Raw genomic sequence first — 11,839 nt, 5'->3', positions numbered from 1 at the left:
ACCGAGATGATTGCACTTACTGCGGCGGAGATCGCCGACATCACCCATGGCCGATTGACCGGAGCTACGGACATCGCGCCCACCTCCGTCGTCACTGATTCACGGGAAGCGACGCCCGGTTCGCTCTACGTTGCCAAGCCCGGCGAGCACGCCGATGGCCACGACTTCGTCGAGGCTGCCTTCGAACGCGGCGCCGTACTGGTCCTCGCCGAACGTGAAGTGACCGACGCTGGCGGAAGCCCCTTTCCCGCCGTCGTAGTCGATGATGCCGTCCTGGCAATGGGTGCCCTCGCAGCGGAATGCGTCCGTCGCATCCGTGCTGAACGCGCACAGCGCGGCGAAGACTTTACGGTCATTGGCATCACCGGATCGGCCGGTAAGACGACCACCAAGGATCTCTTGGCCGGTGTGCTTTCCGTGGCCGGTAAGACGGTGGCGCCGCAGGGTTCCTACAACGGTGAAGTGGGCGTGCCCTTGACGGTTTTCGCCGCCGACGCCGATACCCGCTACTTGGTCATCGAGATGGGTGCCACAGGCCTTGGCCACATCAAATACCTCGCAGACATGGTGAAGCCGGACATTGGCGTTGTCCTGGTGGTTGGTACGGCACATGCCGGAGAATTCGGCGGGGTTGAGAATATCGCCACTACGAAGGGCGAACTCGTTGAAGCCCTTGGCGAGCACGGCACGGCTGTGATCAACCTCGATGATGGCCGCGTAGCGGCCATGCGCTCCCGGACCAAGGCAAAGATCCTGGGGTTCACGGCAGCGCCCGCCACCACCGAAGAGGTCGAAGCGCGCAACGTAGTGGTCAATGCCCAGGGTTTCCCGGACTTTGATCTCGTGTTGCCCGACGGCGGCCCTGCCGTTGAGGTGCGAAGCCGCCTGATCGGTGGGCACCATGTAACCAACCTGCTGGCCGCGGCCGCAGGTGCGTTCGCCGCCGGCATCCCGGCCGCCGACATTGCGTCCTCCCTCAGCTCACAGTCGGCGGCAAGCCGCTGGCGCATGGAGCGGACTGAACGCGAAGACGGCGTCACCATCATCAACGACGCCTACAACGCCAACCCGGAATCAATGCGGGCAGCGCTGCGCACACTGGCAGATCTTGGACAAGGCCGACGGACCTGGGCTGTACTTGGAGCCATGCTCGAGCTCGGGGAGGACTCCATCCGCGAGCACACCGCAGTGGGCACGCAGGTAGTCCGGTTGAACATCTCCAGGCTTGTGGTGGTGGGACGCGAAGCCAGGGCCCTCTACGTCTCGGCCATCCAGGAAGGATCCTGGGGCGATGAATGTTCGTTCACCGAGACTGTCGAAGAAGCCTACGAGCTCCTGCAGAACGAGCTCGAACCCGGTGACCTGGTGTTGTTCAAGTCCTCCAACGGGGTAGGGCTGCGGCATTTGGGTGATCGGATAGCATTACCTCCACGGGCCGAGCCCACCGGAGACAACGCGGCTGAAGCTGCCGCAAGCGAAGGGAACGAGCTGCTGTGATTGCACTTTTGATCGGCGCCGGCGTCGCCCTTCTGGTGGCCCTCATCGGGACGCCCCTGTTCATCAAGTTCCTCGTGGCCAAGAGCTACGGGCAATTCATCCGCGACGACGGTCCTACATCGCACCACACCAAGCGTGGAACGCCGACCATGGGCGGGACCGTTGTAGTTGCGGCCGTGCTCATCAGCTACTTCGTGACGCACCTGATCATGTGGATGATGAACCCGCGGTCCCCTGGACCGTCCGCGTCAGGACTCCTGCTGCTGTTCCTCATGGTGGGCATGGGTTTTGTGGGCTTCCTGGACGACTACATCAAGATTTCCAACAAGCGCAGCCTGGGCCTGAACGCCCGGGCAAAGCTGATCCTCCAGGCTGCCGTCGGAATCATCTTCGCGGTGCTGGTACTGCAGTTTCCCAACGAGGACGGACTTCGGCCGGCATCCACCCAGATCTCGTTGGTGCGGGACATCCCTTGGCTGGACCTGGCTTTTGGCGGGACAGTGCTCGGCGCGATCCTCTTCGTCGTATGGTCCAACCTGATCATCACTGCTGCCACCAACGGCGTGAACCTGACCGATGGCCTGGATGGCCTTGCTGCGGGCGCGTCCATCATGGTCTTTGGCGCCTACACCATCATGGGAATCTGGCAGAACAACCAGGCCTGCGGATCACCCAGGGAAGCAGGAAGCGGTTGTTACCAGGTTCGTGACCCCATGGATCTTGCCCTGTTGGCAGCGATCCTCAGTGCAGCCTTGGTGGGCTTCCTCTGGTGGAATACCTCGCCGGCCAAGATCTTCATGGGGGACACGGGATCCCTGGCGATCGGCGGTGCCGTGGCAGCCTTCGCGATTCTGTCACGCACGGAACTCCTGCTGGCTTTCATCGGCGGCCTTTTCGTCCTGATCACCCTTTCGGTCATCATCCAGGTGGGCTTCTTCAAACTCAGTGGCGGCAAACGGGTCTTCAAGATGGCGCCACTTCAACATCACTTTGAACTGAAGGGCTGGGCGGAAGTGACAGTGGTTGTCCGCTTCTGGATCCTCGCCGGCCTGTTCGTGGCCGCCGGCCTCGGAATTTTCTACGCTGAATGGGTGGTACTGCTGTGAACGGAAGCCCGGAGACAACGCCGTCGGCCGCCGACAGGCTCAGCGAACTCACCAGCTGGGACGCTGACTGGAGCGGCCTGCGCGTGGTGGTGACGGGAATCGGCATGTCCGGCTTCTCGGCAGCTGACACCCTCATCGAACTCGGTGCCAAAGTGGTGGTGGTGGACGCAGCCACCACGCCAAAGGCCAAGGCGCAAGCTGACACCCTGAAAATCGTGGGCGCCGTTGAGGTGCTGTTGGGGGAGGACGCGGTCAATGCCCTTCCCCTGATCGACGACGCTTTGCCCGAGCTGGTTGTCACGTCGCCGGGATGGCGGCCGGACCAGGCCCTGTTGGCCGCCGCCAAGCGGAAGCACATCCCCGTGTGGGGCGACGTTGAGCTTGCTTGGCGCCTCCGCGTCCGCGCAGGACGCAAGACAGCTGACTGGCTCACCATTACGGGGACGAACGGCAAGACCACCACGGTGGGCATGACCGAATCCATGCTGCAGGCAGCCGGACTCAAGGCAATCGCGGTCGGCAACGTTGGAACGCCGATCCTTGACGCACTCCGGGATCCGGTGGACTACGACGCGTTCGCTGTTGAACTCTCCAGCTTCCAGCTGCATTGGAGCCATTCCCTGTCACCAGTGGCAAGTGTGTGCCTCAACGTTGCTGAAGACCACGTGGACTGGCACGGGTCCTATGCCTCGTACCTGGCGGACAAGGCCAAGGTGTATGAGAACACCCAAAAGGCGGCCATCTACAACGCCGAACAGATCGAAACCGAACGCATGGTGGAGAACGCGGACGTCGTTGAGGGTTGCCGCGCCATTGGGTTCACCACGAATACTCCAGCCATCAGCATGCTGGGTGTGGTGGACGGACTGCTGGTTGACCGCGCGTTCATTGCCGAGCGCAAAGACTCCGCCGCGGAGCTCGCCGCTATGGCCGACCTCGGGCCTGTGGCGCCGCGCCACATGGTGGCCAACGCGTTGGCGGCCGCGGCCTTGGTACGTGCATACGGCATAGAGCCAACGGCGGTAAAGCAGGGTTTGGCCAACTACCTGCCGGGCGCCCATCGCATCCAGGTGGTCGCCAAACGGAACGACATCCTGTGGATCAACGACTCCAAAGCCACCAATCCACACGCTGCATCCGCGGCGCTCTCTGCCTTCCAACACGTCGTGTGGATTGCGGGTGGGCTCTCCAAGGGTGTCAACTATGACGACCTCGTCAAAGAACACGCCCGCCGTCTGAAGGCCGTTGTCCTTATTGGGACCGATACCGAAGCGCTGGAAGGCTCCCTCCAGCGACACGCACCGGATGTCCCCGTGATAGCGCAAGCCAAGGGCGACACTGGGATGGTGCAGACCGTAGCCGGCAACGCCGCCTCGCCCATCTACGGCGAGGCCATCATGGGCCAGGCCGTGGTGTCGGCGGCCGAACTGGCCACGCCAGGGGACACCGTCCTGATGGCACCCGCGGCTGCATCCATGGATCAGTTCTCTTCCTACGCTCACCGCGGCGATGCTTTCATCCAGGCAGTTCGCGAGCTTGTGGAAGGGCAGGCAACGACCACCGAGGAGTAACAATGGTCAGCACGCCCACCCGCACCCGCGGCAAAAACCCGCGGGACGGGAAGCCCAAGGCTTCGGTGCGGGCGCCCAAAAAGCCTTCCGGGCTCCGCCGACACCTGCGAGGCTTCTGGGAAAGCCTTGAAGGCAAGAGCAAAGCCCCCAACAGCTCCACTTACTACCTCATCCTGGGCTGTGCCCTGGCCTTGACTGCCATTGGCATCATGATGGTGTTGTCGGCCTCGAGTGTCGAGGCGATCTCCGAAGGGAAGTCGCCCTACGCGGACGCCCTGAAGCAGGCGATGTTCGGGGTGCTCGGAGCAGCAGCCATGTACGTGATCTCGCGAACCAACGTGAACTGGATGAAGAGGTTGTCCTGGTGGGCGCTGGGTGGCGTCGTGGTACTCCTGGTCCTGGTCCAGGTCATGGGCAACACCGTCAACGGCAACAAGAACTGGATCGACGTCGGCGGAATAACGCTCCAGCCCTCGGAGATGGCCAAGCTGGTCCTGTGCGTATGGATTGCTGCCGTACTGGCCCGCAAGCAAAAGCTCCTGCACCGTTGGTGGCATGTCATCATTCCCGTGGTGCCCGGAGCCGGCCTGGTGATTGCGCTGGTGATGCTCGGGAACGACCTCGGGACAGTGATCGTCATTGCGGCCATCACGGCGGCAGGCCTCTACTTCGCCGGGGTTCCGGGCAAGATGCTGGCCATAGCAGGGGCCGTTGGGGCAGTGGGTGCCGTGCTGGGAACCATCAGCAGTGCGAACCGCATCTGCCGCATCACGTCCTGGTTGGGCACAGCGTCGGCCTCCTGCACCGATAACTTCGACTTCGACTTCCAGTCCACCAACGGCATGTACGGCCTGGCGCAGGGAAGTTGGACCGGGCTGGGCCTTGGCCAAAGCCGGCAGAAGTACAACTGGCTTCCCGAAGCCCACAATGACTTCATCTTCGCCATCATCGGAGAAGAGCTTGGACTCGTGGGAACCCTGGTGGTGTTGGTGCTCTTCGCAATCCTGGGCATCGCCATTTTCCGGGTAGTGGTCAGGCAAACAGACCCGTTCCAGCGAACACTGGCCGGTGGCATCATGGTGTGGCTCCTGGGACAGGCCAGCATGAACATGGCTGTGGTCACCCAGCTCCTTCCGGTGGTCGGTGTGCCGCTCCCATTCATCTCCTACGGAGGCTCAGCCCTCGTGATGTCCCTCTGTGGCGTGGGCGTAGTGTTGTCCTTGGCCCGAGGCCAATTGCCGCCCCAGCAACGCCCCCGGTTCCTGCCGCGCCGTTCTCCGAAAACCGCACGAAAGCGTACATAGCACTTCATGACTTCTGACTCCCGCAACGCGTCCAAGCCCTTGTCCGTTGTCCTTGCCGGCGGCGGTACTGCCGGGCACGTGAGCCCGCTGCTCGCAATCGCCGATGCCATCAAGGACAAGCATCCGGAAGCTGCAATCCTGGCTGTTGGCACGCCGTCGGGCATGGAAACGCGGCTCATACCGGCTGCCGGCTACCAGCTCGCCACCATAGACCGTGTCCCTTTCCCGCGGCGTCCTTCCGTTGACCTGGTCAAACTTCCCGGCCGTATGATGGGAGCAGTCCGTCAGGCCCGCCGCATCCTTGAGGATGCGCACGCTGATGTCCTGGTAGGCGTGGGCGGTTACGTCTGTACGCCGATGTACCTCGCCGCACGGAAACTCGGTATCCCCATTGTGATCCACGAGGCCAACATGAAGGCCGGCCTGGCCAACCGCGTCGGTGCCCGTTTCAGCAATCATGTTGCGGTGGCATTCGCCGGTACCCGGCTGCGGGGTGCACGCCATGTTGGCATGCCCATGCGGCGAGCCATCTCGGGACTTCACCGGACAACGGCGGCTCCTGCTGCCAAGGCTTCCTTGGGCCTGGTTCCAGAACGCCCCGTGTTGATCGTCACCGGTGGTTCCTCGGGCGCACTCAGCATCAACCGTTCCATCAGTGCAGCCTTGCCTGCGCTGGCGGCCGCCGGGATACAGACCCTGCACATCACGGGCAATGGGAAGGCCGTTCTCAACGACGACGGCGGCCTGCTCACCGCCGAAGGGTATCGCCAGGTTGAGTATGTGGATGGGATGGAGAACGTCTATGCAGCCGCGGACGTCCTCCTTGCCCGTGCCGGCGCCGGAACTGTCAGCGAAGTGGCAGCCGTGGGAGTCCCGGCCGTGTTTGTGCCCTTGCCCATCGGCAACGGAGAGCAGGCACTGAATGCTGCGCCGTTGGTGGATGCAGGTGGCGCACTCCTGGTTGATGACAAGGACCTCAGCCCTGAATGGCTGGAGCGGGAGCTCATTCCGCTCCTGACTGACCACGACAGGCTCCTCCAAATGGCCAGAAAAACCGAAGCCCTTGGTATCAGAAACGCCGATCAGCGCATGGCTGATCTTGTCCTGGAAGCGGTATCCGCATGACCATCAGCATCGCCCCCCTCGAATCCCTGGGCCGGGTCCACTTCATTGGCATTGGCGGCGTGGGAATGTCCGCAGTCGCCCGGATCATGGTGGCGCGGGGTGTCCCCGTCAGCGGAACCGACGCCAAGGACCTGCCGGTCATGCACGACCTCTCCTTGGCTGGAGCCCGCATCGCGGTGGGATACGACCAAAACAACCTTGCCGACGCCCAGACGATCGTGGCCGGCTCTGCCATCCGGGCCGACAATCCCGAGCTCACTGCGGCACGTGCCGCCGGGCTGCCCGTGCTGCACCGGTCCGAAGCTTTGGCTGCCACCATGGCGGGCCACCGTGTAGTTACAGTGGCGGGTACCCATGGGAAGTCCACCACCACCTCCATGATTGCCGTCCTGCTCAAGGAAGCCGGCGTTGACCCCTCTTTTGCCATTGGCGCCAACGTCCCGGCGTTGGGTGTGAATGCTGCCCATGGGGAGTCGGACATCTTCGTGGCCGAGGCCGATGAATCGGACGGATCCTTCCTCAATTACCGTCCGCTGATTGCCGTGGTGACCAACGTCGAAGCCGACCACCTTGACCACTACGGGACGCCGGAAGCGGTCTTTGCCTCCTTCGACAACTTTGCGGCGCTCCTGCCGGCGGACGGCGTTCTCCTGGCCTGCGCCGACGACGCCGGTGCCCTCGCCCTGGCCGAGCGGACGGCGTCCCTGGGAACCACGCGCGTCCTGACGTACGGGACATCGGACGACGCCGACATCCGCCTGTTCGACGGCGGTCCCGGAGACGTTTCGGTAGCCGTTGGTCCTGACGTCCACAGGGTGGAACTGCAGGTCCCGGGGCGCCACAATGCCCTGAACGCGGCAGCCGCGTTCGCGGTCGCCGTCGAACTTGGTGTGAATCCCGAAGATGCGGCGGCGGCGCTGGGCCAGTTCACTGGCGCGTCACGGCGCTTTGAGCTCAAGGGCCAGGGGAGGGGTGTGCGGGTCTACGACGACTATGCCCACCACCCCACGGAGGTTCGCGCCGCCCTGTCTGCCGCCCGCTCGGTAGCCGGGGGCAACAAGGTCCATGTCCTGTTCCAGCCGCACTTGTTTTCGCGCACACGCGAGTTCGCCGGGGAATTTGCTGCTGCGCTGGACGCGGCGGATACGGCCCTGATCCTGGATATCTATCCTGCTCGCGAGGACCCCATCCCCGGTGTCACCAGCGCTTTGATCGCCGATCAGCTTGCCACTGGCAGGCTGGTGGGGGCAGGGGAGGCAGTGGACGCCCTGATGGCGGTCGCCAGCGACGGAGATGTAGTCCTCACCGTCGGTGCCGGCGACGTTACTGCTTACGGGCCAGTGATCGTGGAGGCGTTGGGTGGCTAGCACCCGCAAGCCGACGTACAGGCCGGGAGCGGAGTCGCGCCCGCCGGATGCGGCCCGTTCGGGAGGATCCAAGGCGGTGCCGGACAAAGGCCGGGCTGAGGGATCAGGCGAAGTCATCAGCGCGCAACGTCCCATCGAGCCGGACAGTAAGCGGGAGACCCGTTCCCAGCCAGCCACGGCGACCACGTCAACAAAGGCCCCGGCGTCGGATAACGTCATTGTCTTTCCGGAGCCCAAGGGCCGGCGGCAACGCAGGATTATTGGGTGGACGCTTTCCATCGTGGCCGCTGTTGTGGCGGCCCTGATCGCCGGTGCGGTCTTCTCGCCGGTATTGGCAGTCAGGACAGTGACAGTGGACGGCACCACACTGCTGACGCCCGACGCCGTTCAGCAGGCTTTGTCCGGCCTGGAGGGCAAACCGCTGCCGCAGGTCACCGAACAGGAGATCAACGAGCTCTTGAAGCCGCTGGTCCAGGTCCGCTCCGCAACCATGGAGGCGAGGCCGCCGTCGGAGTTGCTTGTGCATGTGAACGAACGCGTTCCGGTGGCGCTGCTCAAGCAGGGTGACTCGTTCGTGATGGTGGATGTGGACGGGGTGCAACTCGGGGCTACGAAGGACCAGTCGGCGGTGGCACTGCCCTTGATTGATGCGGGAGCCGGGGCGACGAACACAGAGTTGTTCAAGGCGATTGCCGCCGTCCTGGATACGTTGCCGGCCGATGTCCGCGCCCGGATGTCGACAGCTTCGGCGGCCTCCGCGGATGCCGTCGAACTGAAATTGGTGGACGGAAAGACGGTAGTGTGGGGCAATGCCGAGGACAGGGAACTGAAGGCGAAGGCACTTGAAGCGCTGCTCAAGATGCCGGCTGACCCGAAGGTTCCCGTCAGCGTGTACGACGTCAGCGTCCCGCGGCATCCATTCACAAAATAAGCAGCTTTGAGAACGTAACCTACGGCCGGCGGTGGCCTTATTTCAGGACAATCACACGACACGCGCAAGCGGAGATTGCATGTGCGAACCATAGGAAATACCGTCGCAGTAGAGTTACTTGACATAACTATAACCTTCAACTAGAGGGTTAAGGTCCAAGGATTCAAGTTGGACTCGATCAGTTTCGCTATAGGACACAAGCAAGGGGCACGAAACGTGGCAGCACCGCAGAATTACTTGGCCGTCATCAAGGTCGTCGGCATCGGCGGCGGTGGCGTGAACGCAGTCAACCGTATGATCGAGGTCGGCCTTCGGGGCGTCGAGTTCATCGCCATCAACACTGACGCGCAGGCGCTGCTCATGAGCGACGCCGACGTCAAGCTCGACGTTGGACGTGAACTCACGCGCGGCCTTGGCGCCGGCGCAAACCCCGAGGTCGGAAAGCAGGCCGCGGAAGACCATGCCGACGAGATCGAAGAAGTTCTCCGGGGTGCTGACATGGTCTTCGTTACCGCTGGTGAAGGCGGTGGCACCGGTACTGGTGGGGCCCCTGTGGTCGCGCGCATCGCCCGCTCCCTGGGTGCGCTGACCATCGGTGTTGTGACCCGGCCGTTCACTTTCGAGGGCCGTCGCCGTGCAGGCTCAGCCGAAGCCGGCATCGACGCCCTTCGCGATGAAGTCGATACCCTGATCGTCATCCCCAACGATCGCCTCTTGTCCATCAGTGATCGCAACGTCTCCGTCCTGGACGCTTTCCGTTCTGCGGACCAGGTCCTCCTTTCGGGCGTCCAGGGCATCACCGACCTGATCACCACTCCCGGCCTGATCAACCTTGACTTTGCCGACGTCAAGTCCGTCATGCAGGGTGCTGGCTCGGCCCTGATGGGCATCGGGTCGGCCCGTGGTGAGGACCGTGCGGTCAAGGCAGCCGAACTGGCCATTGCTTCCCCGCTCCTGGAGGCCTCCATCGACGGCGCCCACGGCGTCCTGCTCTCAATCCAGGGTGGGTCGGATCTGGGTCTGTTCGAAATCAATGAGGCTGCACGCCTGGTGCAGGAAGTAGCCCACCCCGAGGCCAACATCATCTTCGGCGCCGTCATTGATGACGCCTTGGGTGATGAAGCCCGCGTGACAGTCATTGCCGCAGGCTTTGACGATGTCAAGGCAACCTCGCCTTCGATGGACCAGTCCCGTCCCGCCCAGAACCCGGTGCCCTCGGAGCGTCCCGCCGCGCCCAGCAGTGCACCGTCCAGCGCTGCTGCCCCGCAGCACGCCACGGCAGGCATCGGTGCCGCGGGCTTGAGCAACTGGGGCCAGCAGCGTCCCTCTGCACTGCCTGCAGACTCAGGCTTCGACGTGGACCTCCCCGCCGTCGTCGAGCCTGATCTCTCGGGCAGCCGCTCCGACGACCTCGACGTCCCCGACTTCCTGAAGTAAGCCACGTTCGGAGAGTCAGTACCAGGTGTTTTGGTGGCGCAATGAAGTTCGTCCCGGCGTTTCCGTAGCCTTCACGGATACGGACGCCGGGAACCTGGCTCTCCATGTGGGGGACAACCCCGCTGAGGTAATGGCCCGCCGCGATGAGTTGAACCGGGCCGCGGGGCTGGGGGCCGATCAATTCCAATATATGGATCAGGTCCATGGCAACACCGTGGAGTTCATCGAAGTCAACGGGCCCGGGCCCACTGCTGACGCAATGGTGTCAGCCGCAGCCCCCCGCGGTGCACCGCAGCCATTGGCGGTCATGGTCGCGGACTGTGTGCCGGTGGTGTTCGTGGGGAGCGGCGCAGGAAACGGGCACGTGCTCGCCGTAGCCCATGCCGGACGCCCTGGCGTCGCATCAGCTGTTGTTGCGGCCACCGTGGAGGAAATGCGGAGCCGGGGAGCCGTAGGGATCAGCGCTTGGCTCGGTCCATCTATCTGCGGGTCCTGCTATGAGGTGCCGGAACAACTGCAGGCCGAGGTAGCTGCGCGTGTCCCGGCCACCCGGTCCACCACATCCTGGGGAACTCCGGCCCTGGACCTTCCGGCCGGTGTGCGGGCACAACTGGCAGCGTTGGATGTTCCCGTGGAGTACTCGGGGGAGTGCACGCTGGAGAACGATTCCCTTTTCTCATACCGCCGGAATTCCCGGACCGGCCGATTTGCAGGTTTGGTGTGGACGCATGACTAGCCTTGGACACGACGACAAACAGCAGGAAAGCCTGTCAGGCGATGCCCGCACGGCCGTTCTCGCCCAACGGCTGGGTACGGTTGGGCGCCGGATCGGGACAGCGGTTGCTGCAGCCGGACGCAGTGACCCGCCACGGCTGATCGTGGTGACTAAATTCCATCCGGCAGAGGATGTGCGCCGCCTCGCCGCACTTGGTGTTACCGACATCGGCGAGAACCGGGACCAGGAAGCAGCCACCAAGAGCGCCGGGCTTACCGACGTTGATATCCGTTGGCATTTCATTGGGCAGCTCCAAAGCAACAAAGCAAAATCCGTCGCAAAGTATGCTGCCTCCGTCCAGTCGATAGACCGGCCTCAAGTCGTTGACGCCTTGGCGAAGGCCATCATGCGGGAACAAGGTGCCACCGGCCGTGCCGACCTCGACTGCTTCATTCAAGTCAGCTTGGAGGACGACGCCGGCGCGCACCGCGGCGGCGCACGCCCGGCCGACGTCGAGGTTCTTGCCGCACAGATCGAATCCGCTGCCGGGCTGAAGCTCTCGGGCCTGATGGCCGTGGCGCCCTTGGGGGCCGATCCGGAAGCGGCGTTCGAGAAGCTTGCCGGTATTTCCGAGGCTCTCCGTGCCATTCATCCGGCCGCGGTGGCAATTTCCGCCGGGATGAGCCAGGACCTGGAAGCCGCCGTGAAGTTCGGGGCGACACACCTGAGAATTGGCTCCGATATTCTCGGATCCCGTCCGGCCGTGGGGTAGCGTCAAAGTATTGG

General features: G+C 63.5%; 10 protein-coding genes. All 10 read left to right on the top strand.

Annotated elements, in window-relative coordinates:
• Positions 1 to 6: 6 nt before the first annotated feature.
• The 10 genes from ACSSVG_RS01090 (at position 7) to ACSSVG_RS01045 (ending at position 11,825) form a co-directional block, all read left to right on the top strand.
• Complete coding sequence (locus ACSSVG_RS01090; protein ID WP_492416856.1) at positions 7 to 1,497, top strand: UDP-N-acetylmuramoyl-tripeptide--D-alanyl-D-alanine ligase; 1,491 nt, start codon at positions 7 to 9, stop codon at positions 1,495 to 1,497.
• On the top strand, positions 1,494 to 2,603 hold the full coding sequence (mraY, locus tag ACSSVG_RS01085) for a phospho-N-acetylmuramoyl-pentapeptide-transferase (protein ID WP_159707681.1): 1,110 nt from the start codon (positions 1,494 to 1,496) through the stop codon (positions 2,601 to 2,603). Before ACSSVG_RS01090 ends, mraY begins: the two co-directional genes overlap by 4 nt.
• A complete protein-coding gene (gene murD, locus ACSSVG_RS01080) occupies positions 2,585 to 4,174 on the top strand; it encodes a UDP-N-acetylmuramoyl-L-alanine--D-glutamate ligase (protein ID WP_231339050.1) in 1,590 nt (529 codons plus the stop codon). The genes mraY and murD overlap by 19 nt, the downstream gene beginning before the upstream one ends.
• A 2-nt stretch (positions 4,175 to 4,176) precedes the next feature.
• Positions 4,177 to 5,478, top strand: coding sequence for a putative lipid II flippase FtsW (gene ftsW / locus ACSSVG_RS01075; RefSeq protein WP_492416854.1), 1,302 nt, complete (start codon positions 4,177 to 4,179; stop codon positions 5,476 to 5,478).
• A gap of 6 nt (positions 5,479 to 5,484) precedes the next feature.
• On the top strand, positions 5,485 to 6,603 hold the full coding sequence (gene murG, locus ACSSVG_RS01070; RefSeq protein ID WP_492416852.1) for an undecaprenyldiphospho-muramoylpentapeptide beta-N-acetylglucosaminyltransferase: 1,119 nt from the start codon (positions 5,485 to 5,487) through the stop codon (positions 6,601 to 6,603).
• Positions 6,600 to 7,970 (top strand): UDP-N-acetylmuramate--L-alanine ligase, encoded by a 1,371-nt coding sequence (gene murC / locus ACSSVG_RS01065; RefSeq protein ID WP_231339045.1) that lies wholly within the window; start codon positions 6,600 to 6,602, stop codon positions 7,968 to 7,970. The genes murG and murC overlap by 4 nt, the downstream gene beginning before the upstream one ends.
• On the top strand, positions 7,963 to 8,901 hold the full coding sequence (locus tag ACSSVG_RS01060) for a cell division protein FtsQ/DivIB (protein ID WP_492416850.1): 939 nt from the start codon (positions 7,963 to 7,965) through the stop codon (positions 8,899 to 8,901). Before murC ends, ACSSVG_RS01060 begins: the two co-directional genes overlap by 8 nt.
• A gap of 216 nt (positions 8,902 to 9,117) precedes the next feature.
• Entirely contained in the window at positions 9,118 to 10,338 is a 1,221-nt protein-coding gene (ftsZ, locus tag ACSSVG_RS01055) for a cell division protein FtsZ (protein ID WP_026542512.1), read from the top strand.
• Positions 10,339 to 10,363: 25 nt separating this feature from the next.
• Positions 10,364 to 11,074 (top strand): purine nucleoside phosphorylase YfiH/LACC1 family protein, encoded by a 711-nt coding sequence (locus ACSSVG_RS01050; RefSeq protein WP_492416848.1) that lies wholly within the window; start codon positions 10,364 to 10,366, stop codon positions 11,072 to 11,074.
• Positions 11,067 to 11,825, top strand: a complete 759-nt coding sequence (locus tag ACSSVG_RS01045) for a YggS family pyridoxal phosphate-dependent enzyme (protein WP_492416846.1) — start codon at positions 11,067 to 11,069, stop codon at positions 11,823 to 11,825. The genes ACSSVG_RS01050 and ACSSVG_RS01045 overlap by 8 nt, the downstream gene beginning before the upstream one ends.
• The last annotated feature ends 14 nt before the right edge of the window (positions 11,826 to 11,839 follow it).

The organism is Paenarthrobacter sp. E2MeOHC11 (genome assembly GCF_058744955.1).
This window is presented reverse-complemented; position numbering and strand designations above follow the sequence as displayed.

What these genes read in the sequence shown, in the direction of transcription:
- murG (WP_492416852.1), top strand. Translation starts at nt 5,485, where the DNA reads ATGACTTCTGACTCCCGCAACGCGTCCAAGCCCTTGTCCGTTGTCCTT.
- ACSSVG_RS01045 (WP_492416846.1), top strand. Translation starts at nt 11,067, where the DNA reads ATGACTAGCCTTGGACACGACGACAAACAGCAGGAAAGCCTGTCAGGC.
- murC (WP_231339045.1), top strand. Translation starts at nt 6,600, where the DNA reads ATGACCATCAGCATCGCCCCCCTCGAATCCCTGGGCCGGGTCCACTTC.
- murD (WP_231339050.1), top strand. Translation starts at nt 2,585, where the DNA reads ATGGGTGGTACTGCTGTGAACGGAAGCCCGGAGACAACGCCGTCGGCC.
- ftsW (WP_492416854.1), top strand. Translation starts at nt 4,177, where the DNA reads ATGGTCAGCACGCCCACCCGCACCCGCGGCAAAAACCCGCGGGACGGG.
- ACSSVG_RS01090 (WP_492416856.1), top strand. Translation starts at nt 7, where the DNA reads ATGATTGCACTTACTGCGGCGGAGATCGCCGACATCACCCATGGCCGA.